The following is a 25,687-nucleotide window of genomic DNA, read 5'->3' as shown; positions in this document are numbered from 1 at the left end:
GACGGGTCAGCCGGCTGGGGTGAACAGCACGTCCACCCAGTAGTTGTCGCCGTTGTAGCTGTAGGTCGGGAAGCCCGTGGACCCGTAGCCGTAGACGCCGTTGCCGCCCGCGGATCCGTTGTTGACCAGGGCGCGCAGCGGGGAGTTGTCGTAGGGCCCGGAGTTGAAGTAGCCGGTGTCCCCCGCGTAGTGCCCCTGCGGGGCGTGGTAGGACGCGACGTACACCTGGCCGGCGGTGATCGTGACCGGCGAGGCGAAGATCAGCGTCTGCCACCCGGAGGCCGTCTCGTTGATGAACGTGCCGGTCGCGAGCAGGGTGCCGGTGCCGCTCCACAGGTTGCCCGTGTGGGTGCCGGTGTTGCCGGCGCCCTTGTAGAACCGGACGCCGGTGACGGTGCCGTCCATCTCGGCCGTGAACTTCACGCCGACCTCGACCGAGCTCGGGTCGTTGTTGGACGGGTTCGCCGGAGTGGCGTTGCTGGCGAATATGGAGCACGGGCAGCTCGCCGGGCCGCCGGTGGTGAACGACCACGACGTCGTCGTCATGGTGTTGCCGGCGTCGTCCTTCGCCCCCGAGACCGTCACCGTGTACGTGGTGCTCTGCGGCAGCGGGTCGGCGGGGGTGAAGGTGAGCAGCGTGCGCGCCTCGTTGAGCGTACGGGTGCCCGCCACCGTCTGGCCGCCGGCGTTCTTCAGCGTGATGACCGCGGTGCCTTCGGCGATCGGCTCGCTGAAGGTTGCCGTGACCGCGGTGCCGGTCGCGACTCCCGTGCCGCCGTGGTCGGGCGACTTGAGCGTGATGAACGGCGCCGCGGTGTCGGCGAGCCGGCTGAACACCACGTCCACCCAGTAGTTCGTCGCCCCCCACGTGTCGGTGGGGAACGCCCGCGCGCCGTACTTGTAGACGCCGTTGCCGCCGCTCGCGCCGCTGGCCAGGGTGCGGAGCGGCGACACGGTCACGGCGGAGTCCAGCCCGTTGGGCGTCGAGGAGTAGTGGCCGTTCGGGGCGTGGTAGGAGGCGATGTAGGTGGTGTTCTTCGTCACCGGCACCGGCGTGCTGAAGTAGACCTCCTGCCAGCCGAGGGTGGACTCGTCGGTGAAGGTCGCCGTGGCGAGCTCCTGGCCCGTGGACGCCCACAGGGTGCCGGTGTGCGTGCCGGTGTTGCCGGTCCCCTTGTAGAAGCGGATGCCCTCGACGAAGCCGTCCGCGTCGGCCTGGAACTTGACGCCCACCTCCAGGTTGCCGCTGTCCGCGACGCTGGGCAGCGCGGGCACGGTGCTGTCGGACCACAGGGTGCACGGGCACACGCCGGGCGTCCACGTCTTGGCCGTCGTGAACGAGAAGGTGTACGGGGTCGACATGGTGTTGCCGGCGTCGTCCTTGACCGCCGACACCGACACCGTGAACCGCTCACCCGGCGCCAGCGGCGCGGCGGGAGCGAAGACGAGCGATGTGCGCGACGCGTCGAGCGACACCGTGCCGGCGACGTTCGCCTGCGTGGCGTCCTTGACGGTGAACGTCGCGGTGCCGGCCTGCACGGGCTCGCCGAAGGTCACCGCGGGCTGCACCGTGGTCGGCACGCTGGACGAACCGGGCAGCGGCGCCGCCGAGGTCACGGCCGGCGGGTAGATGTCGTTGACCGTGAAGGTGACGTCGACGTAGTAGTTGCCGCCGTTGTAGGTCTGGTCGGGGAAGCCCTGGCCCAGCCGGTAGACGCCGTTGCCCGCCGTGTCGGTGGCCTGCGGCGCGGTCAGCGGCGCGTTGGTCAGCCCCTGGTAGCGGAAGTAGTTCCCGTCGCCGGCGTAGTGGCCGTTCGGCGCGTAGTACGAGGCGATGTAGTCGGTGTTCGCGGTGACGCGCACCGGTGAGGCGAAGTCCAGCTTCTGCCAGCCGGTGGAGGACTCGCCGGAGAAGGTGCCGGTGGCGAGCTGCTGGCCGGACGACGACCACAGGGTGCCGGTGTGCGTGCCGGTGTTCCCGGTCCCCTTGTAGAACTTGACGCCGGTGACGTAGCCGTTGACCGACGAGCGGAACCGCACGCCGAGTTCGACCGCACTGCTGTCGTTCTCCGAGGGGTTGGCGGGAACGACGGACGAGCCGAAGATGCTGCACGGGCAGTCGACGGTGACGCTGCGGGTCGCCTCGGCGCCCACGTTGCCGCTGTCGTCGGTGGCGCGGACCTTCAGGGACGTCGCCCCGACTCCGGTGACCTTCCACGAGTACGTCCAGCTCGTCCGCCCGGTCGCCGGGTGCCAGGTCGTGCCGCCGTCGGTGGAGACCTCCACCGCGCCGACCTGACCGCCGAGGTCCGCGGCCGTGCCGCTGATGGTGGCGGTGGAGCCGTTGTTCACGTGGGCGTTCGCCGCCGGAGCGCTGAACGCGGCCGTGGGGGCGGTGACGTCGGTCGACTTGGCGGCCGCGCTCAGCCCGCTCTTGAGGGACTTCGGCTGCACCCCCATGTCGGCGAACAGGTTCACGGTCGCCTGCTTGATCCGGTCGTCGCTGTAGTCGTTGTCGTCGTAGCTGTCGTGCTCGTCGTCGAGCCCCCACGTCCACTGCACCGTGCCGGCGCCGAACACCAGGGCGCCGCTCGCCGCGCGGTACATCGTCAGCCGATGGGTGCCGCTCCGCTCGGCGACGTTGGTGCCGTAGTCCATGAGCACCTGCTCGGCGGTCGCCGTGGTCGTGGACAGCGGCACCAGGCCCTTGGGGCGGAAGCCGTTGTCGATGTCCTCGTCCCACTCGTAGCCGACCAGGCCTGGGAAGCTGATCGACCCGGAGGACTGGCCGGCGACCGAGGTGCCGCGCCAGAAGCGCATCTTGCCGTCCGCGGCGGGAACGGTGAGCGGGATCGCCTCGCAGCCGTTGTCGGAGCTGGTGCAGTTCACCGTGAAGAGCGTGCCGGTCAGGGCGTTCTCGGGGCGGCCGCCGTCGGCGGGCGGGCTGAACCTCGGGTCACGCCAGGTGCCCGTCCACACGTTGGTCGCCGGGTCGGTCTTGGCGTTGGCGTGGGTCTCCTTGTAGGTCACCAGCGTGCGGTAGCCGTTCTCCCAGCGGGTCTTCCAGTAGACCTCGTTGCCGCTGAAGAACGCGAGACCGACCCCGTGGTCACGGGCGTTCTCGAAGGCGGCGCGCTCTTCGCCCGACCAGTATTCGTCGTGCCCGACCGACAGCACGGCCTTGTGGTCGAGCAGCGAGCTGGGCGTCCTCGCCGCGTCGAGGCTCGCCATGTACCCGACGTCGTACCCGTTCGCCTCCAGGAAGCGCACCATCGGGTACTCGTTCGCCCACACGAAGTCGCGTCCCCATGGAGTGGAGTCCCGGGTGTTGAACGGCCGGTTGTAGCTGAGCTTCACCGCGCGCCCGGGGGCGGCCACGCTGTCTCCCCGGTAGAAGCTGTTCAGGGACTTGGTGGGGTTGTCCTCGGTGGCGGGCACGTCGCCCCAGGTGTTGTACGCCTGCCAGGTCGAGTCGGAGGTCCTGAACAGCAGGTCCGAGTGGCGCGCGTCGTCGCGGACCACGAAGACGACATGGGTGTCGTCATTGGTGTCCGGGCGCACGACATGCGCGAAGTACAGCCCGGACACCATATTGGTAGGAACGGTCCATGTCGCGACCGTGGCCCAGCCGCACTCGACCATGCCGGTCGTCGCGTTCACCGGGCAGCTCGGCTGCGTCCGGGCGGCCGAGGCGTTCGCGGGGACCGAGGTGATCTTGCGGGCGCCGTTCCCCTGGTAGTAGCCCATCCGGTAGATGTCGACGGTCAGGCTCAGGGCCGACGAACGGACCTTGAAGCCGACCGTCTGGCCGAGGTTGACGCTCATCTGGTCGGCGTAACCCTCGACCGTGCCCCTGGAGTCGGTCTCCCATTCGCTGGAGGGGTTGCCGGGCAGGCTGTTCTCACAGGTGATGGCGTTTCCCCCCGCGTCGCACGGCCCGGCGGCGGCAGCGGGGGCGGCGGACGTGGGCAACAGTGCGGCGAGAGTCACCGCGGTGACCGCGACGAGAAGCTTGGATGAGCGCGCGGCTTTGTGCCAAATCATGACGCTCCAACGTGGATGGTACGAATTTTGACCCCCGGTGAGCTGCACGCTGAAGCGTGGAACCATGCAAAAGACGCCGCTGTGTCCGCTGCGGTTTACGTGACCGCGGATCGTGGGGGAATCGGGTTCGCGATGTCAGAGGACGCCGCCGGGCCGGCGGGGGCGGCACGGCCGGCGAGGGCCTCCGTCCGTCGCGTACCGCTCGGCGATTGGAGCGGGGTGACCGGCGCCGCCGTGCCGGAGGAAAGGGGGGTTGCCAACGCGTTCATCCACCTGGTCGGCCATCGATCGGGACAGCTGCCTTTAAAGTGCGAACAACCGATTAAGCGCTGCGTTCTATGATGACTGTTAATCGCCACCATTTGTCAACCTGCACCACGGAAATCCACACCTTGTGCCTTCTGGTGGTGATGAGCGGTCCGAGGCCTCATAATCGGCCACATGCCAGTCCCGAAGGCGACGCTCGTCGTGCCCGCCCACAATGAGGCCGCGGTCATCGGCCGCCTTCTGCGCGGGCTTCTCGACGGCGCCGCTCCCGGCGAGTTCTCCATCGTCGTCGTCGCCAACGGATGCTCCGACGCCACCGCCTCGGCCGCCTCGGAGTTCGGCCCCGACGTCACGGTGCTCGAGACGCCCGTGCCGTCCAAGGCCGCCGCGCTGCGCCTCGGTGACGGCGCCGCGCCGGGCTTCCCCCGCCTCTACGTCGACGCCGACGTCGAGATGACGGCGTCGAGCGTGAGAGCTCTCGCGGCCGTGTTGGAACGCTCCGGCACGCACGCCGCCGCGCCCGAACGCGTTCTGGACATGACGGGCGTCTCACGTGCGATCCGCTGGTACTACGACATCTGGACCCGCCTCCCGTCGGTGCGTGACGAGCTGTACGGCCGGGGCGTCATCGCGGTGGACGCCGAGGGGCATCGGCGGATCGCCGCGCTGCCCTCGGTGATGGCCGACGACCTGGCCGCCTCCATCGCGTTCTCCGCCGCCGAGCGGGTCGTCGCGCCGGAGGCCCGGGTGGTGATCCGCCCGCCCCGCACCCTGGGCGACCTGCTGCGGCGGCGGGTGCGCGCGGCGACCAGCGTCACCGAGGTGGAAAGGCGGCCCGACATGCCGTCCCCGCCGCGCACCGGCCTGCGTGACCTGCTGCGGCTGGCGCGTTCCCGTCCCTCCGCGGCGCACAAGATCGCCCTGTTCGCGGGCGTGGCCGTGCTGGCCAAGGCGGGCGCGCGCCGTGCCGTACGGCGAGGCGACTACTCGACGTGGCTGCGCGACGAGAGCTCGCGCGGGCCGGCCCCCGGGGCGGACGCGGCCGGCGCGCAGGGAGATCGGCCCCGGAGCACGGGGAACCGGCACGACCGGCCGGCCGGCCCGCGAAGAGGAGAGGCGTGATGGCCGCTGATCGGCTGCGCAACGCGATCGTCAAGCTCCGATCGGGCGCCAGAGTCGTCGGGGTGCCGCGGGCGCTGCGCGGGCTCGTCCGCTACGGCCGGCTGCGCGCGCGGGGGCCGCACCTGGCGGAGGTGACGCTGCGCCGTTCCGGGGTCCGCCTCCGCTACCGGCATCCCGGTCAGACCGTCCCGCTGCTGGTGGTGTTCGGCGACGTCATCGACCCCGAGTACGACTTTCTCAACAGGGTGCTGAGGCCCGGCTGGACGGTCGTCGACGTCGGGGCGGCCATCGGGCAGTTCTCGATCTTCTGCGCGCGGACGGCCGACGTGCGCGTGCACGCCTTGGAGCCCAGTGCGGGCAATGTCGCCGCGCTCACCGCGAACGCCGAGCTCAACGGGGTCGCCGACCGGGTCGGCGTGCACGCCGTGGCGCTGTCCGACGAGGCCGGCGAGGCCGTCTTCGCGACGGCCGACGTCACCTACGTCAGCGGACTCGCCGCGCCGGTGGCGGACGCCCCGGCGGGCGAGCGGGTGCGGGTGGAGACGCTGCCCGGCATGTGCCGTGAGCTCGGCCTGGACCACGTGGACGTGCTCAAGGTGAACGTCGCCGGTCACGAGCCCGAGGTGCTCGCCGGGGCCGAGCCGTACCTGGCGGAGGGCCGGGTGGACGTCATGGTCCTGCTGGTCGGGCTCGCCTCGCTCCGGTGGTACGCCAAGCTGCGCGAGATGGGCTACCGCTTCTTCTTCCACGAGCCGCGGACGAACATGTTGCACGAGGTGAGCGGCTTCGACGAGGCGGGTTTCCTCGGGGCACGGCCTTCTTTCGCCCGGCACGTGATCGCGATCAGAGACGCCGCTTTCGAGCGGGTGACGAAGGGCAGAGTGGGTCTTGTTCCCTGAACGTGACGGCGCGCTCACCGACCGTTCCGGTGGCGGCCGGTGACGATGGAATCCGTAGGCATCGAAGGCGCGTACGTCTTCACCCCCGCAGTGCACGGTGACGACCGCGGAACGTTCCTGGAGTGGTACCGGGAGGACGTCCTGGCCGCGGCGGTGGGGCATCCGCTGCGGCTCGCGCAGGCCAACTGCTCGGTCTCCCGCAAGGGCACCCTGCGGGGAGTGCACTTCGCGGACGTGCCGCCCGGGCAGGCGAAGTACGTGACGTGTGTGAGCGGCGCCGTCCTTGACGTGGTGGTGGACATCAGGACCGGGTCACCGGGTTTCGGCCGGTGGGAGCCGGTCGTCCTCGACGAGCACACGCGCAGGGGCGTCTACGTGGCGGAAGGGCTCGGGCACGCGTTCATGGCCCTGAGCGACCAGGCCACGGTGGTGTACCTGTGCTCTGAGACCTACGCCCCGGGACGGGAGCACGGCATCGATCCGCTCGATCCCGAACTCGGCATCGCCTGGCCGGCGGACATAGAGCCGTTGCTGTCGCCCAAGGACGCCGCGGCCCCCGCTCTGGCGGACGCCGAAAGGAAGGGGCTGCTCCCTCGATACGATGATTGCCGCGCCTACTACCGCCGGCTGCGCGAGGGCGCGCGGGGGGCGATGCCGCGAACCGGCAATTAGGGATGTCGTCTAATGCGGGATTTCGTCGCTGCACTTCGCGTTTCTATGCCTAATACAGCTGATTAACCGATAAAAACCGGCATTCTGGTTGTCTCACCGTTTCCCAACCGCAACAATGGCCTCGCGCTGAACAAGTTCGGAGAGCCCGGCATCCGTGGGTGCCGGAGGTGGAGGCTCGTACGGTGAGCGATTCCCAGCAGGCGAACGGGCGACGAGCACGCCGTCGGTCATCCCCCCGCAGGTCTCCGTCCACGCGGTCGTCCGGAATGCCGGCCATGGGGCGGGTGATGGTGGTCGCCGGCGCCGTGGTGCTGGGAGCGACGGTCACGGTGGTGGTGCTCGACCGCGACGAGGTGGCGCGGCCGCCGGCCGCGAACGCCGCGCCGGTCTCGGCCGAGGTGACGCTGGAGTCCAGCCTCTGGAAGTCCAAGCCGGCCGTCAAGGGCAGGACGCAGTCCGAGCGCACTCCTCTGGAGCTGGGCACCCGCTTCAAGGCCAGCCGTGACGGCGAGGTGGCCGGTGTGCGGTTCTACAAGCCCGGCGGCGAGGTCGGCCCGCACCGCGGCAGCCTCTGGGACTCCGACAGGAAGCTGCTCGCCAAGGTGACCTTCACCGATGAGACGCGCAGCGGCTGGCAGCAGGCGCTGTTCTCCGAGCCGGTGCCGATCGTCGCCGGCCGTGTCTACACGGTGTCGTACCACACGAGAAACGGCGGGTACGTCGCCCAGCCAGGAGGCTTCCGCGCCCCCGTCACCGTGGGCCCGCTGACCGCTCAGGCGGGGGTGTTCACCTCCTCCGCGAAGGCCGCCTTCCCGTCCCGCCGGCATCCGGCGAAGGTGAACTACTGGGTCGACGTCATCTTCCGCCACCGCGAACGCCGCGTCGTCCGCCCCCCGCAGGGCAGGCCGACGAACGGCGCGCCCACGGCGGGTCCTGCCACTTCCGAGCCGGGAACGCCGCGGACGACCACTCCCGTGCCCACCCCGACCGTCTCCGGCCCGTCCGGCGGTGTCGAGGTGTCGCCGACGCCGCCCACCTCCGCCACGGCGACGCCGACGTCGAGCCCGCGGCCGAGCGTCACCCCGACGGCGAGCCGGACGCCCACCCGCACCCCGACGCCGACCCTCACGCCGACGCGCACCCCGACGCCGACCCCCACGCGCACGACGAGGCCGACGCCCACGCCGACGCCGACCGAGAGGCCGGCGACGCCCAGGCCGTCGCTGACCGCGGACCCGACCAGCCAGCCGACCGTGGTGCCCACGTCCAAGCCGACGACGCCGAGCGGCGCCTGGCCCGGAGCCGCCAACACCGGCCCGAGCGGCACTCTCAAGAGTCGCAAGGGCGGCGAGATCCGGGAGAGCGGCCTGGTCCTCGACGGGGTGGAGTTCACCGACGGCGTGGACGTGTACGCCAGCAACGTGACCATCCGCAACTGCAAGGTCATCACCGGGGGCTACTGGGGCATCCAGCTCCGCAACGGCTACACGAACCTGACGGTCGAGAACTGCGAGATCGCCGGCAAGGGGTCGAGCCAGCTACACGTCGGCGTCAAGAACATCGGCAACGGCACGATGACGGTGCGGGGCAACGACATCCACGACGTCACCGACGGCATCGTCACCGGTGAGGGCCTGCTGGAGGACAACTGGGTCCACGACCTGAAGTCGTTCCCCGGCGACCACGTGGACGGCATCCAGACCGACCAGACGACAGGGAAGCTCATCATCCGGCACAACACGGTGAGCAACCCCGAGGAGCAGACCAGCGCCATCATGATCGACGCAGACCTCGGTCCGATCAACAACGTGACCGTCGAGGAGAACCTGCTCAGCGGCGGAGGCTACTGCCTGTACGGCGGATCGGGACGGCAGTACCCGACGAGCAACGTGGTGGTCCGCGACAACGTGTTCAGCCGCTCCGTCAACGCCAAGTGCGGTGAGTTCGGAGCCGTCGCCCACTATGACGAGAAGGCCTCGGGGAACGTGTGGCAGAACAACGTCTGGCAGGACACCGGCAAGCCCGTCACCCCCTGACGGCCCGGTGACGAGCCCCCGCGCCTCGCGGCCGGGGGCTCGTACCCGTTGTGGCCCGGCGGGACCGGTGACGGTGACCGCGCGGCCGCGTGGTCAGCCGAGCGGCTCGACCCGCAGCGGCAGGGTTCCGCCGTCGATGCACTCGCCGGTGGCCGCCTTCCACTTCCAGTGGTGCCGGGGGCATTCGATGACGCCCTCGCAGACGGTCGCGTGCGTGAGGTCCTCGCCCGCGTGCGGGCAGAACCGCTGCATGCGCAGCCCGTCGCGCTCGATCGTCTCGGTGTTCTGCCGCTCCCTGAGCATCTGCATCGTCTGCACCGGCTGGTTGCCGTACCGCAGCAGGCTCATGAACGTCAGGTCGAAGACGTCGGGTTCGCGGTGCAGCCCCACCCGCATCGACAGCAGGGCCTCCTCCCAGCCGGTGCGCTCCTCGATGACGGCTCTCATCGTGCGGGGGCAGAGCAGCAGGGTGTAGTCCGGGTCGTACGGTTCCTCCCCTTCGATGACGAACCGTTCGGCCAGGCGGCCGAGCCGCACGTCCCACATGCGGCCGTCGGCCACCAGGCGGATGTCCTTGGAGAAGTCGCTGAGGAAGCGTTTGTTCCAGCTCTGCAGCTTGGCGAAGTACGCCTCGATCTCCTCGGTGGTCACCGGCTCGGCGGGCTCGTCGTAGAAGGCGCTCCACTCCTCGCGCCGCCGCTCCCGGTAGGCGGCGAGGTCCTCCGACCTCCTCGCGCGGGGATCGCGCTCCACCACCGGACGGTCGCCGACGCGGACGGCGTCGCCGGGGAACAGCCGTAGCACCTCCACCCCGGGGCAGGCCTGCGCGAACTGGTCGGCGACGTCCTCCCAGTGCGGGAATATGGTCGCGTCGCGGTCGTTGTACGGCTCCAGCACCGGGTCCAGGAAACACGCGGGGCCCGCGGAGGGCAGATAGGCCGACGCCTCGGTGATGCGCACCTTGCGGTACAGCGTGTCCAGCAGGTCCCCGCGGACGGCGTCGACCTTCTTGCGCATGACGTCGGGCGGATAGTCGTAGCAGTTCGGGTACCACATCGCCCCGGAGAACTGCGCGGCGAGCAGGTCCACCTGGCCGGGCAGCTCCGACATCGGGGTGTTGCAGTCGTTGAGGTCGAGGAAGCGGAAGCCGTCGAGTTCGACCAGCAGACCACTGTCCTCCTTGTGGCTGGTGTCGAGATACATGGTCACGGTGAAGCCCGGCGCCGGCTCGTGGGACTCCTTGTGGCCGAGCGCCACGACCTTCTCGTATCCGAGCGCCTTGAAGCGCCTCACCATGATCTTGGACCGGTATCTGGGCACGATCACGGTGATGGACCTGTCCAGCGTGCGGAGCAGGCGTTCGTCGAAGTGGTCCTCGTGGGCGTGCGAGACGTACAAGTAGTCGAAACGCTCGCCGCGGACGGTGTCGAGAAGATCGCGGTTGTCGGGATAGGGGAACCACGATCGCAGGAACGCGGGATAGAACCAGGGATCCATGAGCAGCCGCACACCCTGGTGCTCGGCGATGAAACCGGCGTGGCCCAGATAGCGCAGGGCGGTCGTGGAACCGTCGCGGTACAGATGCAAGGCTGGCCCCTTCGCGAAGATCGGCACGTTTCCGCCCCGGCGCACCGCCGTGCGGCGCGGTGTCGACGCCGCAGACGTCGACACCGCCGGCAATAGGACGGGTGAGCAGCGCATCTGGATTGCGCGGACGGCCGACTTCGGCCAAGAAGCCCCCCACGGAGTCCGTGGAGGGCTTCCTCGCTCACCGGGCCTTCGGGCGAAGACCCCGGGTCAGCCGACGCGCCAGGTGTCGCCGCCGCGCAGCAACTGGCCGAGGTCGCCGGCGCCCTGGTCGGAGACCGCCTCGTGCAGCTGCCTGCTCATCAGCGTGTCGTACGCCGGGCGGTCGACCGACCGGAAGATGCCGATCGGCACGTGCTCGAACGCCGGCTCGTCCAGCCGCGACAGCGCGAAGGCGGTCGAGGGGTCGGGGTCGTGGGCGTCGTGCACCATGATCTCGGACTCGGGGACGCCCGCGCGGTCGACGACCTGGACGCGCCCGTCCGGGCCGCGGCGCACGGCCTTCGAGGCCGACACGATCGGCTGCCCGTGCTCCAGGCGCAGCGTGACGTCGTCGCGCAGCGCCGGGTCCTTGAGCGCGTCGAACGCGCCGTCGTTGAAGATGTTGCAGTTCTGGTAGATCTCGACCAGGCTCGTGCCCCGGTGCGCCGCCGCTTCGCGCAGCACCGACTGCAGGTGCTTGCGGTCGGAGTCGAGGGTGCGGGCGACGAACCCGGCCTCCGCGCCGAGCGCGAGCGAGATCGGGTTGAACGGCTTGTCCAGCGAGCCCATCGGCGTCGACTTGGTGATCTTGCCGACCTCGGAGGTCGGGGAGTACTGCCCCTTGGTCAACCCGTAGATGCGGTTGTTGAACAGCAGGATGTTCAGGTTGACGTTGCGGCGCAGCGCGTGGATCAGGTGGTTGCCGCCGATCGACAGCGCGTCGCCGTCACCGGTGATCACCCACACCGACAGGTCGGGGCGGGAGGCGGCCAGGCCGGTCGCGATCGCCGGCGCCCGGCCGTGGATCGAGTGGAACCCGTAGGTGTTCAGGTAGTACGGGAAGCGGGACGAGCAGCCGATGCCCGAGACGAAGACGATGTTCTCGCGCTTGAGCCCGAGCTCGGGCAGGAAGCTCTGGACCGCGGCCAGGATGGCGTAGTCACCGCACCCGGGGCACCAGCGCACCTCCTGGTCGCTCTTGAAGTCCTTCAGGGTCTGCTTCTCGGTGGCCCGGGGGATCAGCGTGAGCCCGCTGCCACGGCCGATCGGCTCGGCGGTGTGCCCGTTCGTCGCGATGTCACTCACTGTCGATCACGTCCTGGATCACTCCGGCCAGCTCCTCGGCCTTGAAGGGAAGACCGCGCACGCGGTTGTAACTGATGATGTCGACCAGGAACCGCGCCCGCAGCAGCAGGGCGAGCTGGCCGAGGTTGATCTCGGGCAGCAGCACCTTGTCGTAGGAGCGCAGCACCTCGCCGGTGTTGGCGGGCAGCGGGTTCAGGTGACGGAAGTGCGCCTGGGCGATCTTCGCGCCGGACTTGCGCGCCCGCCGCACGGCCGCCGCGATGGGCCCGTACGTCGAGCCCCAGCCGATGACCAGCACCCGGGCGTCGCCGTCGGGGTCGTCGACCTCAAGCGGCGGGATGTCCTGCGCGATGCCGTCGATCTTGGCCTGGCGGACCCGGACCATCAGGTCGTGGTTGTGCGGGTCGTAGGAGATGTTGCCGGTGCCGTCGGCCTTCTCGATGCCGCCGATGCGGTGCTCCAGCCCCGGGGTGCCGGGCACGGCCCAGGGCCGCGCCAGGGTCTGCGGGTCGCGCTTGAACGGCAGATACGTCTCGCCGTCCTCGCCGTTCGGCTCCACCGTGAACGAGACCGACAGGTCGGGCAGCTCGTCCACCTCGGGCAGCCGCCACGGCTCGGAGCCGTTGGCCAGGTAGCCGTCGGACAGCAGCATGACCGGCGTGCGGTACTTCACGGCGAGGCGCGCGGCCTCCAGAGCCGCGTCGAAGCAGTCGGACGGGGTCGCGGGCGCCACGATGGGCAACGGCGACTCGCCGTTGCGGCCGTACATCGCCATGAGCAGGTCGGTCTGCTCGGTCTTGGTCGGCATGCCGGTCGAGGGGCCGGCCCGCTGGACGTCCACCACGATCAGCGGCAGCTCGGTGGCGACGGCCAGGCCCACGGTCTCGGCCTTGAGCGCCACGCCGGGGCCGGAGGTCGTCGTGACGCCGAGCGCGCCGCCGAAGGCCGCGCCGAGCGCCGCGCCGACGCCCGCGATCTCGTCCTCCGCCTGGAAGGTGCGGATGCCGAACCGCTTGTGCTTGGACAGCTCGTGCAGGATGTCGGAGGCCGGGGTGATCGGGTAGGAGCCGAGGAACAGCGGCAGCTTGGACTGCACCGAGGCCGCGATCAGGCCGTAGGCCAGCGCCTGGTTGCCCGAGATGTTGCGATAGAGGCCCGGAGTCAGCGTGGCCGGCTTGATCTCGTAGGACACCGAGAACGACTCGGTGGTCTCGCCGTAGTTCCACCCCGCCTGGAAGGCCGCGACGTTGGCCTTGGCGATGTCGGGCTTCTTGGCGAACTTGGTCTGCAGGAACTTGACCGTTCCCTCGGTGGGCCGGTTGTACAGCCAGGACAGCAGCCCGAGGGCGAACATGTTCTTGGCCCGCTCGGCGTCCTTCTTGGAGATCTCGAAGCCTTCGAGCGCCTTGACGGTCAGCGAGGTCAGCGGGACGGCGTGCACGCGCCACTCGCCGAGCGAGCCGTTGTCCACCGGGCTCTCGGCGTAGCCGACCTTCTGCAGGTTGCGCTTGGTGAACTCGTCGGTGTTGACGATGACGTCGGCGCCGCGCGGCAGGTCGCCGATGTTGGCCTTCAGCGCGGCGGGGTTCATGGCGACCAGGACGTTGGGGGCGTCACCGGGGGTGAGGATGTCGTGGTCGGCGAAGTGGAGCTGGAAGCTCGACACGCCGGGGAGCGTGCCTGCGGGTGCGCGGATCTCGGCGGGGAAGTTGGGCAGGGTCGAAAGGTCGTTTCCGAACTGCGCGGTCTCCGCCGTGAAACGATCACCGGTCAGCTGCATGCCGTCGCCGGAGTCGCCCGCGAAGCGAATGATCACGCGGTCGAGTTGCTGAACCTGCTTGGTCACAGCTCGGTCCTCCTCGACGCGCCTGGGCGCCGTCGCTCGTGGCACGTATTCATTTCCATGCTAGATCCCTTGGGGCTGCGCGGGCTTCTTTACGCATGCGCGTCGATCAGGGTGTGACCGTGGTTCCCTGGCGACGGCGTCGATCTCTTCGTGGTGCGGGACACGCCTGACACCGGGGGCGATGTCCAGGCGCCCGCACGCTGTGCGGCCGGATGGCTCAGATCGATTCGGGGGTGGTGACCACTGCGGGAAGCGCGGTCACGACCGGAGACGGCTCCTGGTACACAGCCCCGCGGCAAGCCTGCATAGATCAACGTGCAAGCGGGAGTAGAGCACGTATGCGGTCACGCTGACCAACTATATGTCCCTTCACCCGATGACTCCGAGCGCCTCGCCTCAGTACCCGCTCCGCGGGCCCGGCCGGGCCGCGGCGGCGGGGGCGGTCATGGCGCCGTCGTGGCGCCGCGCCCGCGTGCGCCGCGGCGTCGGGCCGGCCCCGTCGTACACCTCGCCCGGCGCCATGCGGCGCGAGCCGTACAGCTCGGGGACCGTCACGAAGGCGTACCCCTTCATCGCCAGTCGCGCCAGCACCTTCCGCAACGCCGCCGCGGTCGCCGTGCCCGTCTCGTGCATGAGGACGATCGAGCCCGGCCTGGTCCGCCTGACCGTGCGGCGGGCGACGGCGTCCGATCCGGCGTCCCTGGCGTCCCCCGCGTCCACGTTCCATCCGACGATTGAAAGGTTCAGCGCGCGGGCCGCGACGACCACCTTGGCGTCGGTGTCGCCGTACGGCGCCCGCATCAGCGTCGGCGCCCGGCCGGTCGCGACGCCGGCCGCGATCTGCGTGCGGTCGAGCTCGGCGCTGATCCGGTTGACGTCCATGGCGGTCAGGTCGCGGTGCGTCCAGGTGTGGTTGGCGACCAGGTCCCCGGCGGCGGCGATGCCGCGCAGCAGGTCGGGCCGTGCCTCGGCGCTGGAGCCCAGGGTGAAGAACGTGGCGCGCGCGCCATACTTGGCCAGGATGGACAGCAGCCGGGCGGTCTGCGGTCCTGGGCCGTCGTCGAAGGTCAGCGCCACGCACTTGGTGACCGAGCAGTCCGGCCCGCCCTCCGCCGAGCCGCCGCCTCCGCTGACGCCGCCTCCGCTGACGCCGCCGGCGTCGGCGTCCTCGGGGGCCGGGCTGAACTCCGGAGGCGGCGAGGCCTCCAGGGTCGGCGGGGTGGCGGAGTCCACGGCGTTCATGACCCGGCGGCCGAGGTCGGACAGCAGGGACGCGGCCTCCCGCTTCGGCACGGCGACGGCGATGCGCCCCATCCGCGCGGGAGCCACCAGGCCGTCGTCGAACTCGATCACCAGGTCGCCGTGCGGGTTGAAGTTCAGCGAGTCGAACAGCGTCCGGTCGGGCCTGACCGCGCCCGGGGTGATCTCCGGGCCGAGCCCGCCGAGGCGGGCGCGTACGACCGCGGCCAGCGTGTCCAGCGCCTTGGCGTCCTTGACCAGGTCGGCCGAGTCGTGGACGCGCCGGTCGGTCTCGTCGTACCAGTAGGTGGCCAGCGAGTTGCGCCAGGCCGAGCCGGTGAGCGTCCCGGTGCGCAGCCGCACGCCGAACACCCCGCCGGAGGCCGCCGCCACCTGCCAGCCGATGTTCAGCTCGGAGGCCGCGGGGCCCGCCTGGCCGCCCTTGCGGCGGCGCGAGTCCTCGGTGAACCGCCGGACGGCCGCCGAGGTCACCTGCTCCAGCCGCCGGCCGAGGGCGGGGGCGGACGGCGGCGCCGGGTAGCCGGCGAAGACGCGCAGGCCGGAGGAGTCGTCGGAGGTCGTGCGCACGGCGAGGCCGGGGATCGAGGCGGGGTCGACGAAGTTGATCGTCGTGGGTTGCGCGGGCAGGGTTCCCGGCGGATCTTGTGAGGGGAGGGGAATCGTGATCCCGCATCCGGTGGTGATCGCGATGAGCGCCGCGACGCCTCCGGACCGGAGCGGACGGGACATGACTGCCACACTAAGCACCCCTACGTACCCATTTACTAGATATTTAAGTGATGAAAGACTGGGTTTTGCCCGCTATGGGTAGTGGACGGGTAACGGAAAGCGACTTTCCATCCCGTGCTGGAGGTCCCGTGAGCTCGCGCCGTGGGTCCGCGCTCCAGCGGGCGGGCAAGGGGGAGGCTGTGTGAGCGGATATTTCGGTTCCTACGCCGTCGTGGCCCTGCTGATGGCGATCGGCGTCGCCGTGTTCGCCGGCGGGCTGTTCGTCAACCGGCTGCTGCGGCCCGACCGCCCCACGCCCGAGAAGCTGACCACCTACGAATGCGGCGTCGACCCCGTCGGCGAGGGCTGGGCGCAGTCGCAGGTCAGGTACTACGTCTTCACCTACCTGTACGTCGTGTTCGCCGTGGACGCCGTCTTCCTGTTCCCCTGGGCGACCGTCTTCGCCGCACCCGGCTTCGGCATGACCACGCTGGTCGAGATGTTCGTCTTCCTCGCCTTCATCGGCATCGGCATCCTGTACGCCTGGCGCAAGCGCGTGCTCGCCTGGACGTGACGGGAGCGGCGGGCCGCGCCGGGACGTGACGGCGGGCGTTCGGCCGGAGGTGGAGGGGGCGGCACTCGCCTGTTGGTGACGGAAAGGAGACAATGCCCTTATGGCCGCCAGCGATCTTCCGATGCCGACCGTCGGGCCGGTGTCCCGGCTCGCTCCCAAACCGATGCGCTTCATCCTCAACTGGGGCAGGCGCTATTCCCTGTGGGTGTTCAATTTCGGGCTGGCGTGCTGCGCGATCGAGTTCATCGCCACCTCGATGAGCCGCCACGACTTCATCCGGTTCGGCGTGATCCCGTTCGCCAACGGGCCCAGGCAGGCGGACCTCATGATCGTCTCGGGCACCGTCACCGACAAGATGGCCCCGGCGGTCAAGCGGCTCTACGAGCAGATGCCCGACCCCAAGTACGTCATCTCCTTCGGAGCCTGCTCCAACTCCGGCGGCCCCTACTGGGACTCCTACTGCGTGACCAAGGGCGTCGACCAGATCATTCCGGTCGACGTCTACGTCCCCGGCTGCCCGCCGCGCCCGGAGGCCCTGCTGCACGGCATCATGAAGCTCCAGGAGAAGATCGCCGCCGAGTCGCTGGGCGACCGCTACGCCCCGGCCCGCTCGGGCGCGAGCGGTGCCGGCGGTGCGGACGCGGTCCGCTCGGGCACCGGCGGTACGGGCGCCCTCGGCCCGGGTGCCGGGGGCACGGCGTGAAGGCCGCGCTCGCCGAGCGGTACGGCGCGCGCGCCGAGGTCTCCGACTCCTTCGGCCAGGTCACCGTGGACGTCGCCCCAGGCGACTGGGTCGATCTGCTGACCTTCGCCCGCGACGTCCTCGGCTGCGCGTATTTCGACTGGCTGACCGGTGTGGACGACCCGCCGGACGGCTTCTCGGTGGTCGCCCACCTCTTCGACCCCGTCGAGCACGCCCACCTGCTGGCCAGGACGCGGGTGCCCCGCGAAGACCCGCGGCTGCCCACCGCCACGGGCGTCTTCCGCGGCGCCGAGTGGCACGAGCGTGAGACCTTCGAGATGTTCGGGGTGGTCTTCGAGGGCCACCCTTACCTGGTCCCCCTCCTGCTGCCGGACGGCTTCGAGGGACACCCGCTCCGCAAGGACTTCGTGCTGGCCGCCCGGGTCGCCAAGTCGTGGCCGGGCGCCAAGGAGCCCGGCGAGTCGGGCTCCGGCTCGCCCAGCCGCCGCAAGATGGCGCCGCCCGGCGTCCCCGCCGACTGGGGTCCGAACGCGGCCGCGCCGCCCCCGGTGCGGGGCCCCCGCGCCGTCCGCCCGGCCCCGGCCCGCGAGGCCCCCGCACCGTCCGGGGAGGCATCCGCGTCATCCCGGGAAGCTTCCGCGCCGCTCGGGGAGGCATCCGCGCCGCCCGGGCCGCCGGCGGCGGGCGCCGAACGAGGGGAGGACGGCGATGGCTGAGGTGCTCGACGTCGTGCTGCGCCTCGCGGTGATCGTCATCGCGTTCCTGACCCTGCCGCTGATCGTGGGGCAGACCGAGCACAAGGCCATGGCCCACATGCAGTCGCGCCTCGGCCCCATGTACGCCGGAGGCTTCCACGGCTGGGCGCAGCTCATCGCCGATGGGGTGAAGTTCGTCCAGAAAGAGGACATCATCCCCGCGGCGGCCGACCGGCGGGTCTTCTCCATCGCCCCCGCGGTGGCGCTGGTGCCCTACCTGGTGGTGATGGCCGTCATCCCGATCGCGCCGGGCATGTTCGGCGTCGACCTCGACGTCGGGCTGTTCTTCGTGCTGGCCGTGATGGGCGTCGGCGTGCTGGGCTCGATCATGGCGGGCTGGTCGTCGGCCAACAAGTACTCCGCGCTCGGCGGCATGCGGGCGGCGGCCCAGCTCATGTCGTACGAGCTGCCGCTGGTGCTCGCGGCGTCCTCGGTCGCCATGGCGGCGGGCACGCTGTCGCTGCCCGGCATCGTGGAGGCCTGGCAGTGGTGGTGGCTGCCGTGGCAGGCCATCGGCGCGGTGGTGTTCTTCGTCGCGGGCCTCGCCGAGCTGCGCAGGCCGCCGTTCGACATGCCGATCGCCGACTCCGAGATCATCATGGGCCCGATGACCGAGTACACCGGCATCCGGTTCGCGCTGTTCCTGCTGTCGGAGTACGTCGGCATCGTGGTGCTGTCGGCGCTGACCGCCGTGCTGTTCCTCGGCGGCTGGCAGGGGCCGCTGCTGCCCGGCCCCGTCTGGACGCTGATCAAGATCTTCGCGCTGGCGTTCGTGGTGATCTGGGTGCGCGTCAGCTTCCCGCGGTTCCGTGCCGACCAGTTGCAGAAGCTCGCCTGGATCGGCCTGGTGCCCCTGGCCCTGGTACAGCTCGCGCTCACCGGGGTCGTCAAGGTCCTCATCGCCGGCTGAACCACCCCGGGCGGGAAGCATCGCCGGATGAGGCACCCGGGATCGGCGGGAAGGGCATACGGAGGCTCGGCGGCCTACCGCCCGAGCATCGCGCCGCCGTTGATGTGCAGCACCTGACCGGTGACGTACCCGGCCTCCGGGGAGGCGAGGTACCTGATGGCCGCCGCCACCTCGGCCGGCGTGCCGGCCTTGCCGACCAGGGTCTGCCCGACGCGCGACCGCACGAACTCGGGCGTCGCCCGGCCGCCGAAGAACTCGGTGTCGGCGACGTACCCGGGGGCGACCGCGTTCACCGTGACCCCGTCGGGCCCGAGGCGCTGCGCCAGTTCGAAGGTGTAGGCGTGCAGGGCCGCCTTGGCGCCCCCGTAGGACCCCGGCCCGCGCACCGCGGCGATCGAGGACAGGTGGACGACGCGCGCGCCCGGCCGCCGGAGGTAGGGCAGCAGGCCCTCGGTGAGCAGGACCGCCGTGAGCACGTTGGCGTCGAAGTTGGCCCGGTAGCCCTCGGCGATGCCAGCCAGCGTGCCGTCGTCGGCGGAGGCGACGTTCCCGCCCGCGTTGGTGACGACCACGTCCACCGGGCCCTGCACGGCGATGGCCTCGACGGCCTCCTGCGTCTGCCGGGGGTCGGACAGGTCGGCGGCCTTCCAGGTCACCAGGTGGGCGTCGTAGGCGGTGTTCAGCCTGGCGGCCGCCTCCTTCAGCACCTCTTCCCGGCGTCCCAGAATGACGACCTGGGCGCCCTCGGCGGCGAAGGCGTCCGCCGTGGCCAGGCCTATGCCGGTGCCTCCCCCGGAGACCACCACGCGTCGTTGTTCCATGTCGCACCCCCTTCGTCGCGTTATTAGATCACCTTTCGCGGCATGTCCGTGCCCCCGGTCTCAGTAGTCCTTGAGCGTGATGGCGTTCGCGGCCTGGTGGATCGGCTCAAGGATCTTCGTGATGACGCGGTCCTTGCCCGGCATGTACGGCATGACGCGCAGCATCGTCATCTGGAACCCGATCAGCCACCTGCTGCCGAGCACCATGTGCTTGACGTTCTGCGGCCCGAGCTTCTGGTTCTCCTCGGCGAAGTGCCGCATCTCCTTCTCGTAGCGGTCGAACCCGGCCTCGTGGCCGCCGTCCGCGGCGGCCAGCTCGCCCGCCAGGACGTACGCGCCGACGAGGGCGAGGCTCGTGCCCTGGCCGGAGGCGGGGGAGGCGCAGTAGCCGGCGTCGCCGAGCAGCGCCACGCGGCCCTTGGACCAGCGGTCCATGTGGACCTGGCTCAGCGTGTCGAAGTAGAAGTCGGGCGCGGACCGCATCTCGGAGAGCAGCCGGGGGACCTCCCAGGCGTCCTCGGCGTAGGCGTCGGCCAGGATGCTCTGCTGCGCGGCGCGGTCGCGGTGGTCGTGCTTCCGCGGCGCCCCGGCGAACAGGAACATGGCCTTGGCGCCGGAGTCCTTGGCGGTGCTGTACATCAGCGTGGTGCGGCCGGGGGAGACGTAGGTCATCTCCTCGCGGTCGAGGTCGAGGTGGTTCGGCACGCTGAAGATCGACACGTGGTAGCCGAGGTCGCGGACGTAGTCCTCCTCGGGCCCGAAGGCGAGGCGGCGGGTGACGGAGTGCAGGCCGTCGGCGCCCACGACCAGGTCGAAGACGCGGGTCTCGCCGGTGTCGAAGGTGACCGACACCCCGTCGGCGGTCTCGGCGACGGCGGCGATGGAGGTGCCGAAGAGGTACTCGGTGTCGTCCTTGGTCAGGTCGTACAGGATGCGGTGGAGGTCGCCGCGGAGGATCTCGGCGTCCTCGTCCGACCGGCCGCCGAAGGCGTCGCCGTCCATGCTCGCCACCCGCCGGCCGGCGGCGTTCACGACCGACCCGCGCCGGACGTCGGTGCGCTCGCGGCGGATCTCGTCGAGGACACCCATCCGCCGCACGACCTCCAGCGCGGCGCCGCGGATGTCGACCTTGTAGCCGCCGGCCCTGATGGCGGAGGCGTGCTCCACGACCGTGGGCGTGAAGCCGTGGCGGCGCAGCCAGTAGGCGAGCGCGGTGCCCGCGATGCCGGCGCCGGAGATCAGGATCGTGCGGTTTCTCATGGGGGGCTCCTCGTTCGGTCGTGCCCGCCGGAGGCTCCCGGCGGTGTCGGCCGCCGGACCCCTTGTCGGCGGTCCGGCGCGTCGTCCGCACCGAACGATACATATGTATCAGTCGACTGTGCAATACATCTGTACGATACGTATGTCTCAGACGTGTGTAGACTCTGGGCATGGGTAATCGTGAAGACCTGCTGGCCGGCGCCAAGCGCTGCCTGTACGAAAAGGGGTACGCCCGCACGACGGCGCGCGACATCGCCGCGGCGTCCGGCGTGGTGAGCCTCGCGGCGATCGGCTACCACTACGGGTCGAAGGAGGCGCTGCTGAACGCGGCCCTGCTCCAGGCCCTCGAAGAATGGGGGGCCGATCTCGGCCGCGCGCTGGCCGCGCGGGTCGACCCGGCGGCCGACCCGAAGCAGCGGTTCGAGGCGGCCTGGTCGGCGGCGATCCGGTCCTTCGAGGAGAACCGCCCGCTGTGGGCCGTCCAGTTCGAGCTGGTCGCCCACATCGAAAGGACGCCGGAGCTGCGCGAGGCCTTCGCCGAGGCCGGGCGGCAGGCCCGCCTCGGTTTGGTCGAGCTGATCGGCGACCTCGGCGCCGGCGCGGACGACAAGACCGCCGAGAAGATCGGCGCCTTCTACCAGGTGCTGCTCAGCGGCCTGGCCGCGCAATGGCTGGTGGACCCGCGATCGATCCCGTCCGGCCCTGACCTGGTCGAGGTCCTGACCCTGCTCACCTCCGGCCTGCGCCCGCCCTCGGAGACCGCCGGCTGACCGGCCGGCCCACGCATGACCTCAGGGTCAGACCGAGGTGGGCAGCGGGCCGCCGTGGTAGGCGACGGCGTCGCCGAACGCCTGGAGCAGGTCGAGCTCGCCGCCGCCCGCCGCGTCCAGGTAGGCGCGGTGCAGGTTGAGCACGAGGCGTTCGGCGTCCGCCCAGCCGGCGAACTCGCCGAGGTCGCACCGCCGGGCCGCCTCCAGCGGCGTCAGCCCGTCCCTGCGCCCGCTCTCGGCGGTCGCGAGGACCAGCCGGTAGTACCGCTCGTGCGCCGCCAGCACGCCGGGTAGCGCCCGCGCGTCCACCACGGGGCCGTGCCCGGGGACGAGGTGGTCGGGCTGGAAGGCCGCCATCCAGTCGAGCGAGCGCAGCGCCCCCTCCACCGAGCCCATGAAGACCAGCGGGGTGAGCCCGTGGAAGACCAGGTCGCCGGAGAACAGCACCCGCTCTTCCGGCAGCCAGGCGACCACGTCGCCGGTGGTGTGCGCGGGGTGTCCGGGATGGCGCAGCTCCACCCGGCGCCCGCCGGTGAACACCGTCAGCTCCGACCGCAGCGTGATGGACGGCACCCGGCGGGTCACCCCGCCCCAGTCGGGCACCGGCGCCCAGATCGGCGGGCACCCGTCGATGATGGGGTCGGTCAGCAGCCCTTCGCGCATCGCCTCGTGCCCGACGATGACGGTGGAGGCGGGCAGCAGGCTGTTGCCGTAGGAGTGGTCGCCGTGCTGGTGGGTGTTGACCGCGACGCGCACCGGGGCGTCGCCGGTGGCCGCGCGCACGGCGTCCAGGAAGCGCCGGGTGCGCGACTCGGTGGCGCAGGTGTCGATCAGGACGACGCCGTCGTCCCCCGTCACTGCCCCGGCGTTGTTGACCCACCAGGTGCTGTCCGGCTGGACCCAGGCCAGGACGCCGGGGACGATCTCGTGCAGGGCGGCCGCGTCGGGCGTGGTGCCGGGCATGACGGCGGGCACGGCGGCGGGCGCGGCGTCGGGCGCGGCGTCGGACGTGGTGTCGGGCGCGGCGTCGGCGGGCTGCTGAGAGATGACCCTCACACCTCTTCCGGTAGGCGGGCGGAACGCGTTCCGGCGGGGCGAACGGAACACGATGAACGCGATGAACAGGGCGAACAGCGCGGACGCGAATCTACCGCCTCCGCCCGCGGCGCCTCCCGGCGCCCGTCCAGCACAGGTCAGTGCACGATGGCGAGCATCACGTCGGAGGCGGAGGGCCGGTTCTCCGGGCGCTTCTCCAGGCACTTGCCGACGACCTGGGCCAGCGAACCGGGCAGCGCGGAAAGGTCGGGCTGCTTGGTGAAGATGCGGTTGAACACCGCCGCGATGTTGTCCTCCCCGAAGGCCGGGCGGCCGGTCGCGGCGAACACCATCGTCGCGGCCCAGCTGAACACGTCGGACTCCGGCCCGACGCGCTCGCCCGACACCTGCTCAGGGGACATGTACGCCGGGGTGCCGAGCACGCCGCTGGAGGTGGCGGTGGCGTTGTCCAGCACCCGCGCGATGCCGAAGTCGACCACACGGGGCCCGTCCGAGCCGATCAGGACGTTGCTCGGCTTGAAGTCGCGGTGCACGATGCCGGCCCGGTGGATCGCGGCGAGCGCGCCGGCCGTGCCCAGCGCGAGCCGCACCAGGCCGTCGTGGCCGCGCGGGCCCCGCTCGCGTACGAGCTGCTCCAGCGACGCGCCCTCGACGTACTCGCTCACGATGAACAGCCGGTCGCCGTCGATGTCGGCGTCGATCACGCGGGCGGTGGAGAACGGCGCGACGCGCCGGGCGGCCTCGACCTCGCGGAGGAAGCGCTGCTGGGCGCCGGTCTCCGTCGCCAGCCGGGCGTGCAGCACCTTGATCGCGACGCGGGTGCCGTCGGGCGTCTCGCCGAGGTACACCGCGCCCTGGCCGCCCTGCCCGAGGCTGCCGATCAGCCGGTACGGGCCGATGTGGTCGGGCTCTCCGGCGGGCAGCGGTCCCGGCGACTGCGTGGGCAGCGTCGAGGCGTCGCGCCGGCCGCCCGGGACCGAGGACGCCGGGGCGGCGGGAGTGGCCGGGGTCGTCGGGCCGGCCGGCGTCCTGGGCGTGGCGGGCGAGCCGGCGCCGGGGTCGGTGGTGCGGGCGCGCGCGGGCGGGTTCGTGGTCAACGGCGGGGCGGCCGGGCGGCCGTCCTGTGGGGCCTGCCGCCCCTGGTCCTGCGCGATCCGCGGCTGGTCCTGCTCGGGGTACCGGGGCCTGCCCTGAGTCTGGGACGGCGCCTGGGGCCGGGCCTGGGACGGGTGCGGCTGCGGCCTCGGCGCGTGCGGGGCCTGCGGCGGTGTTCCGGGCTGCGGCCGCTGTTGCCGCGGCGGCCCACCCTGCGGCCACTGCTGCCGGGGGTCGTGCGGCGGGCGCCGCTGCGGGGCCGCGCCGGGCTGGTAGGGACCTTCGGGCCGGTGCTGACCTTGCGGCCGGTTCCGCGAGAGGTTCGGGGCCCCGTACGGCACGGGAACGGGGGGCTGCGGGTAGGGACCCGGCGGGTACGGCGGGCGGAAGTCCCGCGGCGGGTACGGCGCGGCGCCGGCGCCCCTCGGGCCTCCCGGGGCGAACACCGCGGAACGGATGGCCAGAGAGTGGATGAGCCCGCCGATCCAGTTGCTGAACAGCCCCACGACGATGAGGAGCCCCGCCCAGTCGGGGTAGGTGTCGGTGCCGTCGAAGGCGACGATGAGGACGAACATCACGAACAGGCTGATCAGGTATAACAGCGCCGCCGCGGCGATCATGGGGGCGCGCCTGCGGTAGGCCGCGTATCCGATGGTGAAGGGCGTCGCGAAACCGCAGGTGAACAGCGGAGCCAGTGCCCACACGACGCTGATCGCGGTGGTGGACGAAGAGGGCCTGGCTGGTTGCATATCGCGAAGATTACGGGGATAGGCGGGCTTACGCATGCTTTTGGCGGCACGGCCATGGCGCCGATCGCCCGGTCAGGGACGGCTCACGGCAGGTAGATCGTCATTTCCACCAGCTCGCCGGTGAGGCGGGGCGGCAGGTCGACGGCGATGGACATGTCCTCGGCCGAGACGAAGCCGCCGACGTTCGTCCGCACTTCGACGACCCGTTCGGCCAGCGCCGGCGTCATGCCCGGCAGGCCGGCGATCACGGCCGCGGGCACGTGGTTGACGTCGACCAGCCCGCCGTCGTCGTACTGCCGGGGCAGGTCGGGCCGCCCGATGCGCAGCTCGCGGGCCAGCGCCGGGTCGCGCTCCACCAGCTCGCGGGCCTGCTGCCGCAGCTCGCGCCGGTGCTGGACGAAGGCCACGGCGTGGTCGTTCGGGCTGTCGGCGCGCTCGAAGACCCTCCTGCGGATGATCAACGAGTGGATCGTGCCGCCGAGCCAGCTTCCGCCCGCTCCGAGGATGGACAGAAGTACGACGAAGTCGTCGCTGGCGTCGCTGGTGGCGCCCAGCATGAAGACGCACATGCCGAGGGCGTAGATCGCCGCCGACAGCGCCAGCATCGCGCTGCGCAGTTTGGCCGCCGCGTATCCCATGGTGAACGGCGTGGCGAAACCGCACGTCAGCAGCGGCGCCAGGGCCCACAGGACGCTCGCCGCGCTGTTGTTCGGCGCCGGCGGCGGTGGGACGCGGGGAGGGAAGGGCGGCTGGGGGAGGTGGCCGGGCGGGCCGTAGGGGCCCGGAGGCGCCGGATGGGCGAAGGGCGCGAGACCGTGCTGGTCAGGGTGGGGCGGAAGGTACGGGGCGCCGCCCGGGAAAGGGTTCGGCGGGGCGTACGGAGGGCGTCCCTGATCGGGGCGGGGATGCCCCTGCGCGTGCCGCGGCCGGCTCTGCTCGGGGCCGGGCCGGCGTGGCTCCTGGTAAGGACGGCCCTGCTCTGGGCGAGGTTGCTGCGGGCGGCCCTGCTCTGGGCGGGGTTGTCCCTGTTCGTGGTGCGGCAACGGCCTGCCCGCCATGCGCGGCCGGGGGGCCGTGGGGCCGTTCGGGTCGATCTGGTCCGGCCGTGGCACCGCCGGCCCACTCTGATCACCAGGCTGGGGGGAAGAGCCTCCCGGTGGCCCCGATCCTGGGCCCCCGTGGCCGTTGGTGGGGTGCATAACGCGAACAATACGGCCTTCCCCAGGCTCACGCATCGGCCACAAGGACCACGTGTCCCGGCCGATT

General features: G+C 71.2%; 20 protein-coding genes. 9 read left to right on the top strand and 11 right to left on the bottom strand.

What is annotated here, in order from left to right:
* Positions 1-6 precede the first annotated feature (6 nt).
* Positions 7-4,044, bottom strand: coding sequence for a DUF4082 domain-containing protein (locus ACZ6QO_RS24005; RefSeq protein ID WP_465853822.1), 4,038 nt, complete (start codon positions 4,042-4,044; stop codon positions 7-9).
* A 441-nt stretch (positions 4,045-4,485) separates the two neighbouring features.
* Between ACZ6QO_RS24005 and ACZ6QO_RS24000 the strand changes: the two genes are divergently transcribed.
* The 4 genes from ACZ6QO_RS24000 (at position 4,486) to ACZ6QO_RS23985 (ending at position 9,040) form a co-directional block, all read left to right on the top strand.
* The gene (locus tag ACZ6QO_RS24000) at positions 4,486-5,433 is read left to right on the top strand and encodes a glycosyltransferase family 2 protein (RefSeq protein ID WP_465853821.1); all 948 of its coding nucleotides are present in this window, start codon (positions 4,486-4,488) and stop codon (positions 5,431-5,433) included.
* Positions 5,433-6,332: an FkbM family methyltransferase gene (locus tag ACZ6QO_RS23995; RefSeq protein WP_465853820.1), complete on the top strand. Its 900-nt coding sequence runs from the start codon at positions 5,433-5,435 to the stop codon at positions 6,330-6,332. The genes ACZ6QO_RS24000 and ACZ6QO_RS23995 overlap by 1 nt, the downstream gene beginning before the upstream one ends.
* Before the next feature lie 45 nt (positions 6,333-6,377).
* Positions 6,378-7,004: a dTDP-4-dehydrorhamnose 3,5-epimerase gene (gene rfbC / locus ACZ6QO_RS23990; protein WP_465853895.1), complete on the top strand. Its 627-nt coding sequence runs from the start codon at positions 6,378-6,380 to the stop codon at positions 7,002-7,004.
* A gap of 275 nt (positions 7,005-7,279) precedes the next feature.
* The gene (locus tag ACZ6QO_RS23985; protein WP_465853819.1) at positions 7,280-9,040 is read left to right on the top strand and encodes a DUF4082 domain-containing protein; all 1,761 of its coding nucleotides are present in this window, start codon (positions 7,280-7,282) and stop codon (positions 9,038-9,040) included.
* 93 nt (positions 9,041-9,133) lie between these two features.
* On the opposite strand, the gene ACZ6QO_RS23980 is transcribed toward ACZ6QO_RS23985, so the two are convergent.
* From ACZ6QO_RS23980 to ACZ6QO_RS23960, 5 genes are all read right to left on the bottom strand, one after another.
* The gene (locus ACZ6QO_RS23980; RefSeq protein ID WP_465853818.1) at positions 9,134-10,627 is read right to left on the bottom strand and encodes an MBL fold metallo-hydrolase; all 1,494 of its coding nucleotides are present in this window, start codon (positions 10,625-10,627) and stop codon (positions 9,134-9,136) included.
* Between the two features lie 210 nt (positions 10,628-10,837).
* Positions 10,838-11,914, bottom strand: coding sequence for a 2-oxoacid:ferredoxin oxidoreductase subunit beta (locus ACZ6QO_RS23975; RefSeq protein WP_465853817.1), 1,077 nt, complete (start codon positions 11,912-11,914; stop codon positions 10,838-10,840).
* On the bottom strand, positions 11,907-13,760 hold the full coding sequence (locus ACZ6QO_RS23970) for a 2-oxoacid:acceptor oxidoreductase subunit alpha (protein WP_465853816.1): 1,854 nt from the start codon (positions 13,758-13,760) through the stop codon (positions 11,907-11,909). The genes ACZ6QO_RS23975 and ACZ6QO_RS23970 overlap by 8 nt, the downstream gene beginning before the upstream one ends.
* A 258-nt stretch (positions 13,761-14,018) precedes the next feature.
* Positions 14,019-14,096, bottom strand: coding sequence for a putative leader peptide (locus ACZ6QO_RS23965; protein ID WP_358547751.1), 78 nt, complete (start codon positions 14,094-14,096; stop codon positions 14,019-14,021).
* Between the two features lie 60 nt (positions 14,097-14,156).
* A complete protein-coding gene (locus ACZ6QO_RS23960) occupies positions 14,157-15,749 on the bottom strand; it encodes a polysaccharide deacetylase family protein (RefSeq protein ID WP_465853815.1) in 1,593 nt (530 codons plus the stop codon).
* Positions 15,750-15,930: 181 nt separating this feature from the next.
* Between ACZ6QO_RS23960 and ACZ6QO_RS23955 the strand changes: the two genes are divergently transcribed.
* From ACZ6QO_RS23955 to ACZ6QO_RS23940, 4 genes are all read left to right on the top strand, one after another.
* Entirely contained in the window at positions 15,931-16,302 is a 372-nt protein-coding gene (locus ACZ6QO_RS23955) for an NADH-quinone oxidoreductase subunit A (protein ID WP_465853814.1), read from the top strand.
* Between the two features lie 100 nt (positions 16,303-16,402).
* Entirely contained in the window at positions 16,403-17,005 is a 603-nt protein-coding gene (locus ACZ6QO_RS23950; RefSeq protein WP_465853813.1) for an NADH-quinone oxidoreductase subunit B, read from the top strand.
* Positions 17,002-17,721, top strand: a complete 720-nt coding sequence (locus ACZ6QO_RS23945) for an NADH-quinone oxidoreductase subunit C (protein ID WP_465853812.1) — start codon at positions 17,002-17,004, stop codon at positions 17,719-17,721. Before ACZ6QO_RS23950 ends, ACZ6QO_RS23945 begins: the two co-directional genes overlap by 4 nt.
* A complete protein-coding gene (locus ACZ6QO_RS23940; protein ID WP_465853811.1) occupies positions 17,714-18,670 on the top strand; it encodes a complex I subunit 1/NuoH family protein in 957 nt (318 codons plus the stop codon). The genes ACZ6QO_RS23945 and ACZ6QO_RS23940 overlap by 8 nt, the downstream gene beginning before the upstream one ends.
* 74 nt (positions 18,671-18,744) lie before the next feature.
* Here ACZ6QO_RS23940 and ACZ6QO_RS23935 read toward each other — a convergent pair whose 3' ends face one another.
* Together ACZ6QO_RS23935 and ACZ6QO_RS23930 are read right to left on the bottom strand one after the other, a co-directional pair.
* A complete protein-coding gene (locus ACZ6QO_RS23935; RefSeq protein ID WP_465853810.1) occupies positions 18,745-19,491 on the bottom strand; it encodes an SDR family NAD(P)-dependent oxidoreductase in 747 nt (248 codons plus the stop codon).
* 60 nt (positions 19,492-19,551) lie between these two features.
* Positions 19,552-20,751, bottom strand: coding sequence for an FAD-dependent monooxygenase (locus ACZ6QO_RS23930; RefSeq protein ID WP_465853809.1), 1,200 nt, complete (start codon positions 20,749-20,751; stop codon positions 19,552-19,554).
* 170 nt (positions 20,752-20,921) lie between these two features.
* Here ACZ6QO_RS23930 and ACZ6QO_RS23925 point away from each other — a divergent pair, with 170 nt between their 5' ends.
* Complete coding sequence (locus ACZ6QO_RS23925) at positions 20,922-21,521, top strand: TetR/AcrR family transcriptional regulator (protein WP_465853808.1); 600 nt, start codon at positions 20,922-20,924, stop codon at positions 21,519-21,521.
* Between the two features lie 27 nt (positions 21,522-21,548).
* On the opposite strand, the gene ACZ6QO_RS23920 is transcribed toward ACZ6QO_RS23925, so the two are convergent.
* The 3 genes from ACZ6QO_RS23920 to ACZ6QO_RS23910 form a co-directional block, all read right to left on the bottom strand.
* Complete coding sequence (locus ACZ6QO_RS23920; protein WP_465853894.1) at positions 21,549-22,484, bottom strand: MBL fold metallo-hydrolase; 936 nt, start codon at positions 22,482-22,484, stop codon at positions 21,549-21,551.
* Between the two features lie 230 nt (positions 22,485-22,714).
* Entirely contained in the window at positions 22,715-24,421 is a 1,707-nt protein-coding gene (locus tag ACZ6QO_RS23915; RefSeq protein ID WP_465853807.1) for a serine/threonine-protein kinase, read from the bottom strand.
* An 83-nt stretch (positions 24,422-24,504) separates the two neighbouring features.
* On the bottom strand, positions 24,505-25,533 hold the full coding sequence (locus tag ACZ6QO_RS23910) for a ComEA family DNA-binding protein (RefSeq protein WP_465853806.1): 1,029 nt from the start codon (positions 25,531-25,533) through the stop codon (positions 24,505-24,507).
* Positions 25,534-25,687 lie beyond the last annotated feature (154 nt).

It is taken from the genome of Sphaerisporangium sp. NPDC049457, assembly GCF_055586705.1.
The sequence above is the reverse complement of the archived record's forward strand: the minus strand, read 5'-3'. Positions and strand labels throughout refer to the sequence as shown.